17 protein-coding genes are annotated in these 19,084 nt (G+C 69.0%); 11 read left to right on the forward strand and 6 right to left on the reverse strand.

The features are described from left to right. Positions 1 to 36: 36 nt before the first annotated feature. The 3 genes from VXM69_RS26410 (at position 37) to VXM69_RS26420 (ending at position 3,871) form a co-directional block, all read left to right on the forward strand. Positions 37 to 804 carry a class II aldolase/adducin family protein gene (locus tag VXM69_RS26410; RefSeq protein WP_049029982.1) on the forward strand — a complete coding sequence of 256 codons (768 nt, stop codon included), beginning with the start codon at positions 37 to 39 and terminating at the stop codon, positions 802 to 804. Between the two features lie 108 nt (positions 805 to 912). Further along, the gene (locus tag VXM69_RS26415; protein WP_367189492.1) at positions 913 to 2,742 is read left to right on the forward strand and encodes an acyl-CoA dehydrogenase; all 1,830 of its coding nucleotides are present in this window, start codon (positions 913 to 915) and stop codon (positions 2,740 to 2,742) included. 148 nt (positions 2,743 to 2,890) lie between these two features. Then, entirely contained in the window at positions 2,891 to 3,871 is a 981-nt protein-coding gene (locus VXM69_RS26420; protein WP_034186696.1) for an NADPH:quinone oxidoreductase family protein, read from the forward strand. 162 nt (positions 3,872 to 4,033) lie between these two features. Here VXM69_RS26420 and VXM69_RS26425 read toward each other — a convergent pair whose 3' ends face one another. Beyond that, positions 4,034 to 4,570 (reverse strand): PadR family transcriptional regulator, encoded by a 537-nt coding sequence (locus VXM69_RS26425; RefSeq protein ID WP_049032392.1) that lies wholly within the window; start codon positions 4,568 to 4,570, stop codon positions 4,034 to 4,036. A 151-nt stretch (positions 4,571 to 4,721) separates the two neighbouring features. On the opposite strand from VXM69_RS26425, the gene VXM69_RS26430 reads away from it, so the two are divergent. Both VXM69_RS26430 and VXM69_RS26435 read left to right on the forward strand, forming a co-directional pair. After that, the gene (locus VXM69_RS26430) at positions 4,722 to 6,746 is read left to right on the forward strand and encodes an FAD-dependent oxidoreductase (protein ID WP_367189493.1); all 2,025 of its coding nucleotides are present in this window, start codon (positions 4,722 to 4,724) and stop codon (positions 6,744 to 6,746) included. A gap of 47 nt (positions 6,747 to 6,793) precedes the next feature. Next, on the forward strand, positions 6,794 to 7,231 hold the full coding sequence (locus VXM69_RS26435; protein ID WP_049032393.1) for a nuclear transport factor 2 family protein: 438 nt from the start codon (positions 6,794 to 6,796) through the stop codon (positions 7,229 to 7,231). A 108-nt stretch (positions 7,232 to 7,339) separates the two neighbouring features. Here the strand turns inward: VXM69_RS26435 and VXM69_RS26440 are convergent, their stop codons facing one another. Genes VXM69_RS26440 through VXM69_RS26450 form a run of 3 tightly spaced genes read right to left on the reverse strand, consistent with a single transcriptional unit; the run spans position 7,340 to position 9,595 of the window. Further along, positions 7,340 to 8,407, reverse strand: a complete 1,068-nt coding sequence (locus tag VXM69_RS26440) for a maleylacetate reductase (protein WP_049032395.1) — start codon at positions 8,405 to 8,407, stop codon at positions 7,340 to 7,342. Between the two features lie 7 nt (positions 8,408 to 8,414). After that, on the reverse strand, positions 8,415 to 8,717 hold the full coding sequence (locus VXM69_RS26445) for a Dabb family protein (protein ID WP_367189494.1): 303 nt from the start codon (positions 8,715 to 8,717) through the stop codon (positions 8,415 to 8,417). Then, positions 8,714 to 9,595 (reverse strand): intradiol ring-cleavage dioxygenase, encoded by an 882-nt coding sequence (locus VXM69_RS26450; protein ID WP_069706040.1) that lies wholly within the window; start codon positions 9,593 to 9,595, stop codon positions 8,714 to 8,716. Before VXM69_RS26450 ends, VXM69_RS26445 begins: the two co-directional genes overlap by 4 nt. A gap of 118 nt (positions 9,596 to 9,713) precedes the next feature. Between VXM69_RS26450 and VXM69_RS26455 the strand changes: the two genes are divergently transcribed. The 5 genes from VXM69_RS26455 (at position 9,714) to VXM69_RS26475 (ending at position 15,866) form a co-directional block, all read left to right on the forward strand. Continuing rightward, positions 9,714 to 10,637 carry a LysR family transcriptional regulator gene (locus VXM69_RS26455; protein WP_367189495.1) on the forward strand — a complete coding sequence of 308 codons (924 nt, stop codon included), beginning with the start codon at positions 9,714 to 9,716 and terminating at the stop codon, positions 10,635 to 10,637. A 345-nt stretch (positions 10,638 to 10,982) separates the two neighbouring features. Further along, entirely contained in the window at positions 10,983 to 13,073 is a 2,091-nt protein-coding gene (locus VXM69_RS26460) for a TonB-dependent receptor (RefSeq protein WP_367190210.1), read from the forward strand. A gap of 11 nt (positions 13,074 to 13,084) precedes the next feature. Further along, positions 13,085 to 13,870 carry an ABC transporter ATP-binding protein gene (locus VXM69_RS26465; RefSeq protein ID WP_367189496.1) on the forward strand — a complete coding sequence of 262 codons (786 nt, stop codon included), beginning with the start codon at positions 13,085 to 13,087 and terminating at the stop codon, positions 13,868 to 13,870. Then, positions 13,867 to 14,856 carry an ABC transporter substrate-binding protein gene (locus VXM69_RS26470; protein ID WP_034186704.1) on the forward strand — a complete coding sequence of 330 codons (990 nt, stop codon included), beginning with the start codon at positions 13,867 to 13,869 and terminating at the stop codon, positions 14,854 to 14,856. The genes VXM69_RS26465 and VXM69_RS26470 overlap by 4 nt, the downstream gene beginning before the upstream one ends. Positions 14,857 to 14,858: 2 nt before the next feature. After that, positions 14,859 to 15,866: an iron ABC transporter permease gene (locus VXM69_RS26475; protein WP_059557033.1), complete on the forward strand. Its 1,008-nt coding sequence runs from the start codon at positions 14,859 to 14,861 to the stop codon at positions 15,864 to 15,866. A gap of 45 nt (positions 15,867 to 15,911) precedes the next feature. On the opposite strand, the gene VXM69_RS26480 is transcribed toward VXM69_RS26475, so the two are convergent. Together VXM69_RS26480 and VXM69_RS26485 are read right to left on the reverse strand one after the other, a co-directional pair. Further along, positions 15,912 to 17,291, reverse strand: a complete 1,380-nt coding sequence (locus tag VXM69_RS26480) for an ATP-binding protein (RefSeq protein WP_367189497.1) — start codon at positions 17,289 to 17,291, stop codon at positions 15,912 to 15,914. Then, positions 17,292 to 18,017, reverse strand: a complete 726-nt coding sequence (locus VXM69_RS26485) for a response regulator (RefSeq protein ID WP_367189498.1) — start codon at positions 18,015 to 18,017, stop codon at positions 17,292 to 17,294. Positions 18,018 to 18,262: 245 nt separating this feature from the next. Between VXM69_RS26485 and VXM69_RS26490 the strand changes: the two genes are divergently transcribed. Next, a complete protein-coding gene (locus VXM69_RS26490; RefSeq protein WP_367189499.1) occupies positions 18,263 to 19,009 on the forward strand; it encodes a MipA/OmpV family protein in 747 nt (248 codons plus the stop codon). Positions 19,010 to 19,084 lie beyond the last annotated feature (75 nt).

Here is a 19,084-nt window from a genome sequence, read left to right on the forward strand (position 1 = left end):
CCCGGTTCGCATCGATCCCTGAACAAGGAGTGTGACGTGGCCTCATCCGATGTCAGTGTGCAGCAGGCGGTTTCTCCCGCCGAATGGGATGCGCGAGTCAACCTGGCGGCGGCCTATCGCCTGACCGCGCTGTTCGGCTGGGACGATCTCGTGTTCACCCATATCTCGGCGCGTGTGCCCGGCCCGGAACATCATGTCCTGATCAACCCGTACGGGATGATGTTCGACGAGATCACGGCGTCGTCGCTGGTCAAGATCGATCTCGACGGTCGCAAGGTGTCCGAATCGCCGTACGAGATCAACCCGGCCGGCTTCACGATTCACAGCGCGGTGCATGCGGCCCGTGACGACGCGCTGTGCGTGATGCACACGCACTCGATCAACGGCGTTGCCGTATCGGCGCAGGAAGCCGGCTTGCTGCCGCTGTCGCAGCAGTCGCTCGGCGTGCTGGCGTCGCTCGGGTATCACGATTACGAAGGCATTGCGCTCGACGAGGGCGAGAAGGCGCGCCTCGTGCGGGACCTCGGCGGCAACACGAACCTGATGCTGCGCAATCATGGGCTCTTGACGGTCGGCGCGACGCCGGCCGACGCGTTCGTCGCGATGTACTTCTTCGAGGCCGCGTGCATGATCCAGGTCCGCGCGCAGGCCGGCGGCGCGGCGCTGCGGCCGATCGCGCAACCGATTCTCGACGGTATCAGGCAGCAGATCGCCGCGGTCACGCGCGGGATGGGCGCCGGGGCGCTCGTCTGGCCGGGATTGCTGCGCCGGCTCGATCGACTTAATCCCGGGTACGCGGACTAGCTCGCCCGTCGTTGTCGTTTGCGAACGATCGTGCTAAATTCCTGCCAGCAACTTGCGGTCACGAACCCTTCATTCGGCTGACGAAGCCGGCGCCCGGGAGGCAGCACGATGAGCCTGTTGATGTCGCGACGCGATCTCGCGTTCTTGCTGTACGACTGGCTCGACGCCGAAGCGCTCGCCGCGCTGCCGCGCTTCGCGGAGCACAGTCGCGAGACCTTCGACGCGGTGCTCGACACCAGCGAGCGGATCGCCGAGAACCTGTTCGCACCGCATGCGGCGCGCGGCGATCGCGAGGAACCGCATTTCGACGGCGAGCGCGTGACGCTGATCCCCGAGGTCGAGCCGGCCGTGCGCGCGTTCGCGGACGCCGGGCTGATCGCCGCAGGCCATGACGACGCGCTCGGCGGCATGCGGTTGCCGAAGCTGGTCGAAGCCGCATCGTTCCTGTTCTTCCAGGCCGCGAACATCGCGACGGCCGCCTATCCGTTCCTGACCGTCGCCAACGCGAACCTGCTCGTCGCGCACGGCAGCCCCGCGCAGATCGACGCGTTCGCGCGCCCGGAACTGGAAGGGCGCTTCCTCGGCACGATGTGCCTGTCCGAACCGCAAGCCGGCTCGTCGTTGTCCGACATCGCGACGCGGGCGGATTTCGAGGGCGACTCGCCGCTCGGCTCGCGCTACCGGCTGACCGGCAACAAGATGTGGATCTCCGGCGGCGAACACGAGCTGGCGGAGAACATCGTGCACCTCGTGCTCGCGAAGATTCCCGACGAACACGGCCGGCTGCAGCCCGGCACGCGCGGCATCTCGCTGTTCATCGTGCCGAAGTACCTGCCGGACGCCGACGGCCGTGCGCGGGGCGAGCACAACGACGTCGTGCTCGCCGGGCTGAACCACAAGATGGGCTATCGCGGCACGACCAACTGCCTGCTGAATTTCGGCGAAGGCACGCGCTATCGTCCGGAAGGGCGTGCGGGCGCGATCGGCTACCTGGTCGGCAAGCCGAACCATGGCCTCGCCTACATGTTCCACATGATGAACGAGGCGCGCATCGGCGTCGGCGCGGGTGCGGTGGCGCTCGGCTATACCGGTTATCTGCGCGCGCTCGACTATGCGCGCAACCGGCCGCAGGGGCGTCCGCTCGGGCCGGCCGGCAAGGACGCGGTCGCGCCGCAGGCGCCAATCGTCGAGCATCCGGACGTGCGGCGCATGCTGCTCGCGCAGAAGGCCTATGTCGAAGGCGGTCTCGCGCTGATCCTGTACTGCGCGAAGCTGGTCGATGAAGCACGCGCGCACGGCGACGCGGACGCGCGCGCCCAGGCCGCGGGCCTGCTCGACATCCTCACGCCGATCGCGAAAAGCTGGCCGTCGCAGTGGTGTCTCGCCGCGAACGACCTCGCGATCCAGGTGCACGGCGGCTACGGCTACACGCGCGACTACGCGGTCGAGCGGCTCTACCGGGACAACCGGCTGAATCCGATTCACGAAGGCACGCACGGGATCCAGGCGCTCGACCTGCTGGGCCGCAAGGTCGCGCAGGACGACGGCGCGCTGCTGCATGCGCTCGATGCGCGGATCGGCGCGACGGTCGAGCGCGCGCGAGCGCTGGATGCCGGCACGCGCGAGCAGGCCGATGCGCTGGCGCGGCGCTGGACGCGACTGTGCGACGTCACGCGGCAGCTCGGCGCGATCGGCGATCCGCGGACACGGCTGGCGAACGCGAGCGTCTATCTCGAAGCGTTCGGCCACCTCGTCGTCGCATGGCTGTGGCTCGACGTGACGCTTGCCGCGCACGGGCACGACGGCGATTTCCACGACGGCAAGCGTGCGGCGGCCCGATACTTTTTCCGCTGGGAGTTGCCGAAGGTGGATGCGCAGCTCGATCTGCTGTCGAGCGTCGACACGACGACGCTCGACATGCGGGACACGTGGTTCTGAACGTTGCGTCACCGACATTCCGGCATGCGGACGATATCGCGGGGGCGGGTGCTGCCGGCCGTCGCCGGTTCGTCGCAAGCCGGCCGGGCGGGAGCATTCCGCCGACCGTACCGATGCGCGGCCGCGCCGCGCAAGGAGTGAGAAGCGCATGAAAGCCCTGTTGTGTACCGCATTCGGCCCGATCGACAGTTTGCGTATCGAGGACGTCGCGATTCCCGAACCGGCCGCCGGCCAGGTGCGGATCCAGGTGAAGGCGGCGTCGCTCAATTTTCCCGACGCGTTGATCGTCCAGGGCTTGTATCAGGTGAAGCCGGCGCTGCCGTTCTCGCCGGGCGCCGAGTTTGCCGGCGTGATCGACGCGGTCGGCGACGGCGTGAGCGCGTATCGGCCGGGCGATTCGGTGGTGGCGTTCACCGGGCATGGCGGGTTCGCGGAGCAGTGCGTGGCCGACGTGCACCAGATCGCCGCGCTGCCGCCGGGCATGGCGTTCGAGCAGGGGGCGGCGCTCGTGCTCGCCTACGGCACGTCGCTGCACGCGTTGCAGCAGCGCGCGCGGCTCCAGGCGGGCGAGACGCTGCTCGTGCTGGGCGCGGCGGGCGGGGTCGGGCTCGCGGCGATCGAGATCGCGAAGGCGCTCGGCGCGCGCGTGATCGCGGCGGCGTCGAGCGCGGACAAGCTCGCGTTGTGCCGTGAAGCGGGGGCCGACGAGACGATCGACTATGCGACCGAAGACCTGCGTCGGCGCGTCGACGCATTGACCGGCGGGCGCGGTGCCGACGTCGTCTACGATCCGGTGGGCGGCGCGTACAGCGAAGCGGCGCTGCGCGCGACCGCCTGGCGCGGCCGGTTCCTCGTGGTCGGCTTCGCGGCCGGCGAGATTCCGAAGATCGCGCTGAACCTCGCGCTGCTCAAGGAGCGTGACATTCTCGGCGTGTTCTGGGGCGATGCGGTGCGCCGCGACCCGGCGCAGCATGTCGCGAACATGCGGCTGCTGGCCGAATGGTTCGCGGCCGGCAAGGTGCGGCCGGCGATCACCGAGCGCGTGTCGCTGGCCGGCGCGGCCGACGCGATCGCACGGATGGCGAACCGGCAGGTGAAGGGCAAGGTGGTGATCCTGCCCGGCGCGTGATCCTGATTCGCCGCGCGGTGATTCAACGTCGGCCGCGCGGCCGATTGCCTGCGGCAGCGGCGCCGCGTGAACCGCGGCAGGCTCATCGTTACCGCGCATGCGCTGCGCGAGTGCGATGCCGATCGGCGCCGAGACGAACGCCGCCCGTGTTTCGTCAGCGGATCAATCCTTCGGCAAGCGCAGCGTGTCGAGCGCGTCCTGCGAAAACTCGACCCAGAACCGCTCGTTCGCGATGCCGGCCTGCAGCACCAGATGCTGCAAGCGTTTCGCGCGCGAGTCGGCGCCTTCCGGAAAATCGCGCGCCTCGATCTTCAGGTACAGGTCGAGCTTCTCCTGGTGAAGCGCGATCCGCCGCCGGATTTCGTCCTCGAGGCCCGACGGGCCGAGCACCGCTTCCGCACGCAGGCGCACCATCAACGCTTCGCGCAGCGGCGTCGGATCTTCCTGTTCGGCGATCCAGCGTCGCAGTTCCTTCTTGCCGGCCGGCAGGATCCGATAGGCACGCTTGCGGCCACGGCCCGATTCGGCGGGCAGCGATTCGATCCAGCCCGTTTCCTCGAGGCGCCCCAGTTCGCGATAGATCTGCTGATGCGTCGCCTGCCAGAAATAACCGATCGAGCGATCGAAGCGGTCGGCAAGCTCGGACCCCGACCCGGGACGTTCGGCGAGCGCGGTGAGGAGGGCGTGAGGCAGGGACATGTCGGATCGGAGGAGGCCGCGGAATGAATCGCATCTTGCCATATCGGGGCCACAGTACAAGCCAGGGATCCCGTTTATGCAACATGTTGCATAAACGGATGCGGTGAACTACCATCTGTGCAACTTGTTGCATAAAAATGGAGGCGCCCCGATGACATCCCGTTATCCGCATTTGACGACCCCGCTCGACCTGGGCTTCACGTCGCTCAGGAACCGCGTGCTGATGGGGTCGATGCATGTGGGACTCGAGGAAGCGCCGAACGGTTTCGAGCGGATGGCGGCGTTCTACGCGGAGCGCGCGCGAGGCGAGGCCGGCCTGATCGTCACGGGCGGATTCGCACCGAACGAGCGCGGCCGTCCGGCGCCGGGCGGCGCGATGCTGACGACCGAGGCGGAAGCCGAACGCCATCGCGTCGTGACGCGCGCGGTGCATGCGGCGGGCGGCAAGATCGCGCTGCAGATCCTGCATTTCGGACGCTACGCGTATCACCCGGCGCTCGCGGCGCCCAGCGCGCTGAAGGCGCCGATCAACCCGTTCACGCCGCATGCGTTGAGCAGCGACGAAGTCGACGAGACGATCGCCGATTTCGTGCGTTGCGCGGCGCTCGCGCAGCATGCGGGCTACGACGGCGTCGAAATCATGGGGTCCGAAGGTTACCTGATCAACGAATTCATCGCCGCGCGCACGAACCATCGCGACGACGCATGGGGCGGCGCGTACGAGAACCGCATCCGTTTCGCGGTCGAGATCGTGCGGCGCGTGCGCGAGCGCGTCGGCACGAACTTCATCGTCATCTACCGGCTGTCGATGCTCGATCTCGTCGAAGGCGGCTCGACGCTCGACGAGGTGATCCGCCTCGCGCAAGCGATCGAGGTGGCCGGCGCGACGATCCTCAATACCGGCATCGGCTGGCACGAGGCGCGCATTCCGACCATCGCGACCAAGGTGCCGCGCGCCGCGTATGCGTGGGTGACGCGGCAGCTGATGGGCAAGGTCGGCATCCCGCTCGTCGCGACCAACCGGATCAACACGCCGGAAGTGGCCGAGCAACTGCTCGCCGACGGCTATTGCGACATGGTGTCGATGGCGCGGCCGTTCCTTGCCGATGCCGAATTCGTCCGCAAGGCGCGGGAAGGGCGCGCGGACGAAATCAACACGTGCATCGGCTGCAACCAGGCGTGCCTCGACCATACCTTCAGCGGCAGGATCACGTCCTGCCTCGTCAATCCGCGCGCCTGCCATGAAACCGAACTCGTGATCCGCCCCGCCGGGCAGCGCAAGCGGATCGCGGTGGTCGGCGCCGGGCCGGCGGGCCTCGGCTTCGCGGTCACGGCGGCCGAACGCGGTCACGCGGTGACGCTGTACGAAGCCGGCGCCGAGATCGGCGGTCAGTTCAACATCGCGAAGAAGGTGCCCGGCAAGGAAGAGTTCAACGAAACGCTGCGCTATTTCCGCCGGCAGATCGAACTGCGCGGCGTGACGCTGCACGTCAATACGCGCGCGACCGCCGAGATGCTGCTGCAGGGCGAATTCGACGAAGTGGTGATCGCGACCGGCATCGTGCCGCGCACGCCGCCGATCGACGGCGTCGGCCATCCGAAGGTGCTCGGTTATCTCGACGTGTTGCGCGACGGCAAGGTCGTCGGCCGCGACGTGGCGATTGTCGGCGCCGGCGGCATCGGCTTCGACGTCGCCGAATATCTCGTGCATCGCGGCGACGGTGAACGTGTCGACGCGGCGCGGTTCTTTGCCGAGTGGGGTGTCGACCGGACGTATGCGAACGCGGGCGGTCTCGGCCATGCGCGGCCCGAACCGGCGGCACGTCATGTCCACCTGCTGCAGCGCAAGGCGTCGAAGGTCGGCGACGGGCTCGGCAAGACCACCGGCTGGATTCATCGCACGGCGCTGAAGGCGCGCGGCGTCGGGATGTCGTCGGCGGTGACGTACCGGCGCATCGACGACGAGGGACTGCACGTGACGATCGACGGCGTCGAGCGGACGCTGCCGGTGGACAACGTGATCATCTGCGCGGGGCAGGAGCCGTTGCGCGAACTCGCCGTCCAGCTCGAGGCGGCCGGGTGCAAGGTTCATGTGATCGGCGGCGCGCACGAAGCCGCCGAGCTCGATGCGAAGCGCGCGATTCACCAGGGTACGACGCTGGCCGCGACGCTTTGACGCCGATTCGCTTTTCTTTCCGTTCGACGATTCAGGAGTCTACGAAGATGAATGCAACGACGCAGGTTCATCCCGCTGTCGCGAAGTCGCTCGACGCGTGGCACGTGATGGTCGAGAACAAGGACTTCGGGCCGCTGGAGTCGATCGTCCACCCGGATGCCGTGTTCCGTTCACCGATGGCGTTCAAGCCGTACGGGCCGGCGCCTGCGCTGTTGATCGCGCTGCGCACGGTGATCACGATCCTCGAGGATTTCGCGTATCACCGCCAGTTCGTCAGCGACGACGGCCGGAGCGTCGTGCTCGAGTTCAGCGCGCGCGTCGGCGACAAGGCGCTGAAGGGAATCGACATGATCCGCTTCGACGACGACGGCCGGATCGTCGAGTTCGAGGTGATGATCCGGCCGTTCAATGCGCTGCAGGCGCTCGGTGCGGAAATGGGCGCGCGGCTCGGGCAGCAGATGCCGACGTTCAAGATCGGCGGGTGAGCGCGGCGTGGCTGCCGCATGGTCCCGGCCCGCCGCCGCATGGCGTCGTTCGGTATTCGTGCGGGTTGTCTCGCCGGGGTTCGTTGGTGGGTTTGTCGCATGTGCGGGTCAGCACGCGGTCGAGCCGGGCAGGTTGCCGTCGAAGGCGTCCTGCAGCAGCGCGCGCAGGCCGTCGCGTTCGATCGGGCGAGGGTTCCAGTACGGATTGGCCGCCGCGAGGTCGGCCGCGCGATCGAGATCGGCCGCCTGCATGCCGATCGCCTTCAACGACACCGGCGCGCCGTTGTCGCGCGCCAGCGCGTAGAGGCCGCGCGCGGCGTCGTTGGTCCCGAGCGCGCGGGCGATCCGCTGCATCGCCTCGGGCGCGTACGCCGCGTTGTACGCGAGCGCATGCGGCAGCACGACCGTGTGGGTCGGTGCGTGCGGCAGGTTGAAGCTGCCGCCGAGCGTGTGGCAGAGCTTGTGGTGCAGCGCCATGCCGACGTTGCCGAGCACCATGCCGCACAGCCACGCGCCGTAGAGGGCATCGCCGCGCGCGGCGAGATCGGCGGGATCGCGCCGCACGCCCGGCAGGCCGCGCGCCAGCGCGCGAATGCCTTCCTCGGCGACGAGGCCCATCACCGGATTCGCGTTGTCCGCGTACAGGCCCTCCGCCGCGTGTGCGATCGCATTGAGGCCGCTCGTCACCGACAGCTCGACCGGCAGCGTCACGGTGAGCTCGGGATCGTAGATCACCGTCTTCGGCAGCACGCGTGCATCCGTGCCGGTGCGCTTGAGGCCGCCTTCGGTCAGGCCGTAGATCGGCGTCATTTCGCTGCCGGCGTACGTGGTCGGTATCGCAAGGATCGGCAGGCAGCTTTCGAGCGCGATCGCCTTGCCCAGGCCGATCGTCGAGCCGCCGCCGATCGCGATCGCGCAATCGGCGTCGCAGGATGTCGCGAACGCCTGCGCATCGCGGGCGATCTCGATCGGCACGTGCATCGTCGCGCGGTCGTACAGCCCGGCGGCACGTGCGCCGAGCCGGTCGACGATGCGTTGCGCGAGGTCGCGCTGCTCCGGCGTGCAGAGCACGATCGCGCGCTGCGCGCCGAGCTCCAGTACTTCGCGTTCGAGATGGTGCAGGCTGCCTGCGCCGAAGACGACGCGGGCCGGCCGCGCCTGATAGATGAAGTTCATGTCTTGCTCAGTCCGTCGCGTAGTCGACCTGATGGCGCGCAGTGCGCAGGCCGGTCAGTGCGTCGTATACGCGTGCGTGTTCGGGATGCGTCGCGTAGCCGTCGAGCGCTTCGCGCGATTCGAATTCGGCGACGAGAATCAGGTCGCATGCGTGGTCGGCCGCACCGAGGTCCGTGCCGACCTCGAGGTGCGTCATGCCCGGAATCCTGCCGCGCAGGCTCTCGAAAGCCGTCTTGACGCTGGCGCGCGCCGTCGCGCGCTCGTAGTCGGTTGCGCCCGCAACGTTCCACATGACGACGCGCCGGATCATGCGACCCGCTCCGCGGGATTCAGCACGAAGTCGTAGTCGAGCGTGTAGAACGGCGTGTCCATTCGCGACCCGTCGGGCGCGAGCCCGGGCGCATGCCGCACCCAGTCGGCGACGAGCGTCGAGCGCACGCCGAATACCGCGTCGGAGTCGAGATAGCGGTCGCCGTCGCGGAATACGTGCGTGATCAGCGTTTCGTAGCCGCGCGCTGCGATCATGAAGTGCAGGTGGGCGGGGCGCCAAGGGTGGCGGCCGAGCGCATCGAGCATCGCCCCGACGGGGCCGTCGTGCGGAATCGGATACGGCTCCGCGAGGATCGAGCGGAATGCGTAACGGCCGTCGGCGCCGCTGCGCAGCCGGCCGCGTGCGCGATGCGTGACGGACCCGTCGTCGGCCGGCTGCTGCACGTCGTAGTGGCCGTCTTCGTCGGCTTGCCAGACTTCCAGCGACGCGTTCGCGACGGGCGTGCCGTCGATGCTTCGCACCTGGCCGGACACGAAGCAGGGCGCGCCGCATGCGCCGTTCGCGATGTCGTCGAACATCGCGAACTCGGGGCTGCCGTCGACGTAGAACGGGCCGAACACGGTCGCCTCGGTGCAGCCGGCCGGCTTCGCATGGTTTTGCGCGGTGACGAGCGTGGACAACCCGAGCACGTCGGACAGCAGGATGAACTCCTGGCGCTTGTCGTCGGTGATGTGGCCGACGGCCGTCAGGAAGCCGATCGCGACTTGCCATTCGGCCTCGGTGAGTTTCGTTTCGCGGGCGAACGAATGCAGGTGCTGGACGAGGCTCGTCATCACCGTGCGCAGCCGCTCGTCGCGACAGCCGGCGAGCGACGCGATCACGGCCTGCGTGATGGTGTCTTCGTTGAGATTGCGCATAGGGGGTGTCTCCTGATGTCGTTCGATGGCGCGTTGACGTAACATTAATTCCTCCCAGAGGCGTAAAAAAGCGGGTTTGGAGGAGTTTTGTTCTCCGCCAGGTGGAAGAATCGAACGCATGGACAAGTGGACGCAGATCGAATTTTTCGTGCAGGTGGCCGAGCTGGGCAGCCTGACGAAGGCCGCCGAACGGCTCGGCATGTCGAGCGCGGCGGCGAGCCGCTGCCTGAATGCGCTGGAGGAGCGGCTGGGCGCGCGGCTCGTCGAGCGCACCACGCGCCGCCTGTGGTTGACCGACGCGGGGCACGAGTACCACCGCCGTTGCGTCGCGATCCTGACGGAGCTGTCGGAGGCCGATGCGGCCGTCAACGCAGCGAGCGTCAATCCGGCCGGCACGCTGCGCGTGACCGCGTCGGTGTCGTTCGCGTCGATCTATATCGCGCCCGCGCTGCCGGAGTTTCACCGGCGGTACCCGAACCTGAACGTGCAGATCGTCGCGGCGAACCGTTACCCGGATTTCATCGAGGCCGGCATCGACGTGGCGATCCGCACGCGCGAGCACGAAGCCGATTCGGGCATCACCGTGCGCAAGCTCGCCGAGACGCGGCGCGTGCTGGCCGCGTCGCCCGGGTATCTGGCGAAGCATGGCGCGCCGGCGACGCCCGACGCGCTGTGCGACCATCGGCTGCTGGTCTACAACCTCGCGAACGATCCATACGTGCTGCATTTCCGCCGTCGCGCGAAGACGCAGTCGGTCACGATCAAGAGCGTGCTCGATGCGAACGAGGGGCAGGTGATCCGCGCGGCGGCGCTCGCCGGGTTCGGCATCCTGATCCAGCCGCTCTACATCATCCACGACGATATCGTCGCGGGGAAGCTGGTGCCGGTGCTCACCGACTGGCAGCTGCCCGCGCTCACCGTCAACATCGCGTACCAGAGCCGCCGGCACCAGCCGGCGAAGATCCGCGTGTTCACCGAGTTCCTGATCGAGCGTTTCGAACGCCTCGGGCTCGCACGCAAGTGGAAGGAAGTCGGCCGCTGATCGCGGCCCGGCGTCGGGCGGGGTCGTGAAGTCCCGGCGCGAGTTCGCGGTGCGCAACCGGCCGCAGGGCGACACGCTGTGGGTGCGGTTCAGTTTTCCGCTGTAAGGGCACCGGGAAGGGCAGAAAGGCTGACAAATTCCTGACGGATCGAGTTGATATATTGTATCATCCGACGTTTTCGTCGCCGGTGGCCGGCGACGACATTCCACCCAGATCGATACGACGTGACGAAATCCGGAAACCATCTGGCGCGCGGGGAGCGGCACCATGCCGCGCAGCGCCGGAACGCGGGCGCCTGGCGCACACGCGCGGCGCGCGGCTGCACGACCCTGCTGGGCTGCGCGATGGCGACCTCCGGCGCGTTGGCCGCCGAAGCGGCCGCATCCGCACCGGACGAGCGGCATGTGCTGCCGGCGATCAACGTCAGCGCGCAACCCGTAGCAACCGACCCGCTGGCACAACCGCTCGAAACAGGCTCGCGGCTCGGGCTCGCGAGCCTCGATACGCCCGCGAGCGTCGAGACGGTCACGGCCGCCACGATCGACGCACGCGGCGATCGCACGGTGCTCGACGCGGTCACGCGCGCGGCCGGCTTCGCGAGCGCGATGGCGCCCGGCAACGGCGGCACCGCGTTGAGCGTGCGCGGTTTCAGCGGGCAGGAATCGGTGATGACGCTGCTCGACGGCGTGCGGCTGATGCCGGCGGCCGGCACGATCACGTTTCCGTTCGATACGTGGTCGGCCGAGCGCATCGAGGTGCTGCGCGGCCCCGCGTCGGTGCTGTACGGCGAGGGCGCGATCGGCGGCGTCGTGAACGTCGTGCCGAAGCGGCCGCAGCGCACGCGCGAGACGACGCTGCAGGCGGGCATCGGCCTCGACGGCGCGAAGCGCGTCGCGTTCGATACGACGGGTGCGCTCGGCGCGCGGCTGTCTTACCGCTTCTATGCGAGCGACGCGCGCGCGAACGGCCTCGCCGAGCGGGCCGATACGCATACGACGGCGCTCGGCGGCGCACTGAAGCTCGACGTGAGCCCGCGGCTCACGCTGACGCTCGACTACGACTACGGCCGCCAGATGCCGGCAACGTACTACGGCGTGCCGGCGCCGAACGGCGTGCTCGATCCGTCGCTGCGCAAGCTCAACTACACCGTCGGCGATGCGACGATTTCGTACTACGACCAGTGGACGCGCCTGTCGGCCAGTTACCGGCCCGCGGCCGGCGTGACGATCGACAACCAGCTCTACTACCTGACGTCGAACCGCCACTGGCGCAACGCCGAATCGTACGCGCTCGATCCCGCGGCGGGGCGCGTCACGCGCGGCGACTATCTCGACATCGGCCACCACCAGCGGCAGATCGGCGACCGCCTGAGCGCGCGCGTCGACGGCACGCTGTTCGGCCGTGCGAACCGCTTCGTCGTCGGCACGGAGTTCAGCCGGATCACGTTCAGCGGCATCAACAACTCGCCGTACGGGGGCGAATCGACGGTGCCCGTGCACGGCTTCGACCCCGGCATCTTCACGAGCCCCGATCCGATCGTGCCGCAATTCAGCACGCGGGCGCGGCAGGCCGCGGTGTTCGCCGAGAACCGGCTCGAAGTGCTGCCGCGGCTCGCTTGGCTGAGCGGCGTGCGCTACGACCACATCGCCTTCAGCCGCGAACAGGCGGCGACCGGCGCGGGCTTCGACAAGCGCTTCGCGAACGTCGGCTGGCGCACCGGTTTCGTGTTCGAAGTCGCCTCGACCCTCAGCGCGTATGCGCAATACACGACGGGCGCGGAGGGGCTCGGCTCGCTCGTGACGTTGTCCGCGTCACAGGCGAACTACCGGCTCGCGACCGGCGAGCAGTGGGAGGCCGGGCTCAAGCAGACGCTGCTCGACGGCCGCGCATACTGGACGTTCGCCGTGTACGACATCACGAAGCGCAACCTGCTCAGCAGCGATCCGTTCCATCCGGCGCTGCGCCGGCAGGTTGGCCGGCAATCGTCGCGCGGCATCGAGTTGACGGGCGGTGCGCGGCTGCCGCAGGGCTGGACGATCGACGCGAACGTCGCGCTGCTGCGCGCGCGTTACGACGAATTCAACCAGACTGACGGCGGCGCGACGGTATCGCGGGCCGGCAACGTGCCGTCCAACGTGCCGCAGCAGACCGCGAACCTGTGGCTTGGCTGGGCGTTCGCCGAACGCTGGCAGGCGAATGCAGGCGTGCGCTACGTCGGCGCGACCTACGGCGACGATGCGAACCGCCTGCAGGTGCCGTCGTACACGGTGTTCGATGCATCGTTGCGCTGGCAGCCGACGTCGCGCACCGAGCTCGCGCTGTATCTGCGCAATCTCGCGAACCGCACGTACGCGGTGACGACGTCGAACGGCGGCGAGCAATGGCTGCTCGGCCCGTCGCGCTCGGCGGAGCTCGTCGCGACGATGCGTTTCTAGTGCGGCGCGACATGCGTCCCGTCACCCACATGCTCGACATCGAACGTGTGAGCTGGTCTCCCGGCGGCGCGATCGACGTGCTCGATTCGGTGACGCTGACGGTCGCCGAAGGCGAATTCGTCGGGCTGGTCGGCCCGAACGGCAGCGGCAAGACGAGCCTGCTGCGCTGCATATTCCGTTACGCGCGGCCCGATGCGGGCCGCGTTGCGCTCGAGGCGCAGGACGTCTGGCGCATGCGGCCGCGCGCGGTCGCGCAGCGCATCGCGGTGCTGCAGCAGGAGACGCCGGACGATTTCGGGCTGACGGTCGACGAATTGGTCGGCATGGGCCGCGCGCCGCACCAGCGGGCGTTCGACGCGGAGTCGGCCAACGATCGCCGGATCGTCGCATCCGCGCTCCGCGACGTCGGCCTCGTCGCGCGCCGCGCGCAACGCTTCGCCTCGCTGTCGGGCGGCGAGAAGCAGCGTGCGCTGCTGGCCCGCGCGCTCGCGCAGCAGCCCGAATTGCTGCTGCTCGACGAACCGACCAACCATCTCGACTTGCGTCACCAGCTCGAACTGCTCGCACGCGTGCGCCGCCTCGGCATCGCGACGCTCGCGACGATTCACGACCTCAATCTCGCGGCCGCGTACTGCGACCGGCTCCACGTGCTCGCGCATGGCCGGGTCGTCGCGTCGGGCACGCCGGGCGACGTGCTGACCGATGCGCTGCTGCGCGACGTGTTCGGCGTCGCCGCGCTCGTCGATCGGCATCCTGTATCGGGCCGGCCGCGCATCACGCCGCTTCATCCGGAATGACCGCCATGCCGTTTCCTTTGTCCTCCGTCGCACGCCGGCTGGTTGCCGCCGCCGCGCTCGGCTGCGCCGCCGCTCACGCGGGCGCCTATCCCGTCACCGTGCGCAGTTGCGAGCGCGACGTGACGTTCGAGCGTGCCCCGACGCGCGCGGTCAGCAACGACGTCAACCTGACCGAGATGATGCTCGTGCTCGGCCTGAAGGACCGGCTCGTCGGTTATACGGGCATCGGCGGCTGGAAGACGGGCACCGCCCGCGTGCGCGACGCGTTGCGCGGCGTGCCCGAGCTGGCGAGCCAGTATCCGTCGCTCGAGGTGCTGGCCGCCGCGCGCGCCGACTTCTATCTTGCGGGCTGGAACTACGGGATGCATGTCGGCGGCGCCGTGACGCCCGCGACGCTCGCACCGTTCGGCATTCGCACCTACGAACTGACCGAGTCGTGCTCGCACGTGATGAAGCAATCGGCCGCGTCGTTCGAGGACGTGTTCCGCGACCTGAACAATCTCGGCCGGATCTTCGGCGTCGACGCGCGTGCCGCGCAAGTCGTCGCCGCGATGCGTGCGCGTCTCGCGGCGGTGGCGCGCACGCTCGGGAAGCCGGCGCCGCTGCGCGTGTTCGTCTACGACAGCGGGACCGACAAGCCGATGACGGCGGGCGGGCTCGCGATGCCGACCGCGTTGCTGGCGGCGGCCGGTGCGCGCAACGTGATGGACGACCTGCCGCGCAGCTGGACGCAGGTGAGCTGGGAGAGTGTGGTCGCGCGCGATCCGCAGGCGATCGTGATCGTCGACTACTCGGCGGTGACGGCCGCGCAGAAGCAGCAGTTCCTGCTGAGCCAGCCGGCGCTCGCGCGCGTGGCGGCGATCCGCGACCGGCGCTTCGTCGTGATTCCGTACGATGCGGCGACACCGGGCCCCGAGAACGTCGCGGCCGTCGAGACGCTGGCGCGTGCGCTGTATCCGGCCGCGTTCGCCGGGCCGGCGCGATGAGCATGCGCGTCGTGCTGCCGGCGCTGGCCGTGCTGCTGATCGTGTCGATCGTCGTGTCGGCCGCGTTCGGTCCGGCGCCGATCGCGATGGCGGCCGCGGTGCGGATCGTGGCCGCGCACCTCGCCTTGGCGTTCGGCGAGACTGGCGCGTTCGCGGCGAGCGCGGGCGACGACAGCATCGTGTGGCTGATCCGGATGCCGCGCGCGCTGCTGGCCGCGACCGTCGGGGCGACGCTGGCGGCGGTCGGCGTCGCGTTGCAGGCGGCGACCGCGAATCGTCTGGCCGATCCGCATCTGCTCGGCGTGAGCGCGGGCGCGATGCTCGGCGCCGTCGCGGTCACGGTGGTCGCCGGTGCGGCGTTCGGCCCGTTCACGTTGTCGGCCGCGGCGTTCGCGGGCGCGCTCGCGGCAACCGCATGCGTCGTCGCGCTCGCGCACCGGGCCGGCCGGCTCGAATCGGACCGGCTGTTGCTCGCGGGCGTGTCGGTGTCGTTCATGATGGCCGCATTCGGCAATCTGCTGCTGTATCTCGGCGACCAGCGCGCCGCATCGTCGGTGCTGTTCTGGATGCTCGGCGGCGTGGGGCTCGCACGCTGGGACCTGTTGCCGGTGCCGGCCGTGTGTGCGGTGCTTGCCGGCGGCGCGCTGTACGCGCGACGGCGCGAACTGAACGCGCTGATGTCGGGGGATGTCGCCGCGGCGTCGCTCGGCGTGCCGAGCGCGCGGATGCGGCGCGAGGTGTTCGTCGTCGCGTCGTTCGCGACGGGCGCGATGGTCGCGGTGAGCGGTGCGATCGGCTTCGTCGGGCTCGTCACGCCGCATCTGTGCCGGCGCGTCGTCGGCGCCGAGCACGGTCGGCTGCTGCCGGTCGCCGCGCTGACGGGCGCGATCCTGCTCGTGTGGGCCGACGTCGCGGCCCGCACGCTGGCCGCGCCGGAGGATTTGCCGATCGGCATCGTGACGGCGCTGTTCGGCAGCCTGTTCTTCGTCGCGCTGCTGCGCCGCCGCTGAGCGGCGAGCAATCGGATCCGGTCGGGCGGCGGCCCGCCGTGCCTGTCATCGCGACGGCGTGGCCGTGCGCTTGACGTCGCCGGGCGTGTCGGCGCGTGTATCGGTGCCCGTCATGTCGAAAAGTCTGTCCGGCAGTGTCAGCGCGGGCAGCGTGATCACGAAGCGTGCGCCGCCGAGCGGCGAATCCTCGAGCCGCACGTCGCCGCCGTGCACCTGCGCGACGCGCCGCACGATCGCGAGCCCGAGCCCGAAACCGCCGGTCTGCCGGTCGCGGCTGGAGTCGAGCCGCTGGAACGGTTCGAACACGCGCGCGCGTTCGGCGACCGGAATGCCGGGGCCGTCGTCGTCGACGCTGAGCACGAGTGCGCCGCTCGCGTCGCCGGCCGCGGCCAGCAGGACCTTGCGCGACGCATAACGCGCGCCGTTGCGGATCAGGTTCAGCAGCGCGCGGGCGACGAGCTTCGGATCGCACACGTGAGTCGCGGGCGCACCGAACGCCGATACGTCGAGCGTGATCCCGCGATCGGCGACGTCGTTCGCTACGTTGCCGGCGACGCTGTCGATCAGCGCGTCGACGACGATCTCCATCGGCGCGAGTTCGCTCGCCCCCTGTTCGAGGCGGCCGATCGTCAGCAGCTCGGTGACGAGCTCGTCGAGTTCGCGCACGTCGCGCCGCAGCGCATCGCGGCGCTCGCGCATCCGTCCGGTCTCGTCGGGTTCGGCGAGCAGGGCGAGCCCGAATTCGAGCCGCGCGAGCGGCGTCTTCAGTTCATGCGAGATGCCATGCATCATTTCGCGCTGCTGCTTGATCGACGCCTCGATGCGCTCGGCCATGTCGTTGAACTGCCGCGACAGCTCGTAGATGTTCGACTTCTTGCCCGCCAGCTTCACGCGCGTCGACAGCTTGCCGGCGCCGAACGCGCGCGCGGCATCCTGCAGCCGCCGAATGTCGCGCCAGTGATAGTGAATCCACAGCACGACCGCAAACAGCGCCGCGAGCGCGAGCAGCAGGTACGCATAGATCCGGATGTCGAGATCCGGCGGCTCGATCGGGCGCGCATGCAGCACCGAGCCATCCGCGAGCGGCATGTAGTAATCCTTGCCGTTGTAGCTGATCGCGATCCTGCCGGCATCGAGATCGCGCAGCGGTGCGCCGCTCAGTTGCGCGCGCGCGTCGGCCATCGACATGAAGCCGAACCCTTCGTTGCCGTGCAGCGCGAGTTCGCGCAGTGCAAGCTCGCGCTGCGCGCCCGGATGGCGCTCGAGGTAGTCGTTCAGCACGAACGAATAGGTCGTCAGCGAATCGCGCTGCGCCTGCGCGACGCGCTCGTAGAAGATCCGGTCGAACGCCAGCTGGATGAACATGATCGACGCGGCGACGCACACGATCACGATGAGGTACAGCCTGATCAACGGGCGCAGCATTTATTCGTCCCACGCGGAAGGGCTGAACAGATAACCGCGACCCCAGATCGTCTTGATCTTGTGCGGCTCCGACGACGCATCCTCGAAGCGGCGGCGCAGCTTCGAGATACCCGAGTCGACCGAGCGGTCGAGCCCGTCGAATTCGATCCCGCGCAACTGCTTCAGGATGTCGTCGCGGCTCAGCACGGTGCCGGCCGCGCGCGCGAGGATCAGCAGCAGGTTGAATTCGGCCGTCTTCAGGTCGACCGGCTCGCCGCGCCACGTGACGGTGCGGTTCGGCGGCGAGATCGTCAGTTCGCCGAACACGAGCGCCTCCGGCGCGGCGACGGGCGCTTCGGCCGCGGCCGTTTGCGCGCGGCGCAGCAGCGCACGGGCGCGCGCGACGAGCACGCGCGGCTCGATCGGCTTCGTCACGTAGTCGTCGGCGCCGGTCTCGAGGCCCGCAATCTGGTCGTAGACGTCGGCGCGCGCGGTCAGGATCAGCACGGGGACGTTGGTGAACGCGCGGATGCGCCGGCAGACTTCCATCCCGTCGAGGTTCGGCAGCATCAGGTCGAGGATCACGAGGGCCGGCTGGTGCTCGCGCACGGCCGCGACGGCAAGGTCGCCGCGCCGCACGACCGTCACCGCGAATTCGTAGCCGTCGAGGTATTCGCGGACGAGCTGCGCGAGACGGTCGTCGTCCTCGATCAGCAGCACACGGTATTTGAGCGGGTCTTCGTTCATGGTCTCCTCGGGATGCGCGCGCCATCTCGCACCCGGCAGGCTGATGGGCGGCGCGGCACGCGAATTCTATCCGGCGTACGGGAGGGCGGGGGAGCGGGGCGACAATCTCGAACAATCGAACACAATTGAGCACAGATTCTCCGCACATTCAGGACAGTCGCGGCGCAAGGCCGCACCTAGACTTCGGGCTCCGTCACTCTGATCTCAATATTGTGCGCCCCCTACTCCGCCGCTATCGTTATTGCATGCCGCTCGCCGGCCTGACCCTCGCCGCCGCCGCCCACGCGGAAAACCAGTATTCGCTGTCGCTCGGCGGCGGCTTCGCGCCACGCTACGCGGGCAGCAACCAGTATCGCGGCGTCGTCGCACCGTCGTTCTCCGCGACGTTCGGCAACGGCTTCTTCATCGACAGCACCGAGGGCGCGGGCTACAAGCTGAACCTGCCGCACGGCGTGTTCGTGTCGGCGGCCGTGAGCTACGACGCGGGCCGCGCGGACGAGAACCGCTTCGACCTGCCGGGCTCCGACTACCTGAAGGGCATGGGCCGGATTCCGGGCTCGGTGCTCGTCGGCGTGCGCGCGGGCGTGACGCTCTTCGATGCGGCCGAACTGAGCGTCGCGATCGATACACCGGTGACGCACACGTCGCGCGGCGTGTCGGGGCACGTGGATCTCGCGGTGCCGGTGCTCAAGACGTCGCAGCACGAGATCATCGTGACGGGCACCGTGCACGCGGGCTCGGGACGTTACATGCAGACGTTCTACGGCGTGACCGATGCCCAGTCGATGACGAGCCGGTTCCGGCCGTATTCGACGAGCGGCGGGATCGACAGCGCGTCGATGGCGCTCGCGTGGAACTGGACGCTGTCGCGGCACTGGTCGGTGCTCGCGACCGGCGGCGTGACGCGGCTGCTCGGCCGCTACGGCGACAGCCCGATCGTCCAGTCGCGCAGCAATTACTACGGGCTGGCGGGCGTGACCTACACGTTCTGATCGGGCCGGCGCGACATGCGCGACCGGGCGCGCATCCCGGATGCGCGCGCCTTCGCGCCGGTCAGCGTGCGGTAA

This window comes from Burkholderia sp. Ed8 (assembly GCF_040761425.1).
Classification (GTDB): Bacteria; Pseudomonadota; Gammaproteobacteria; order Burkholderiales; family Burkholderiaceae; genus Burkholderia; species Burkholderia seminalis.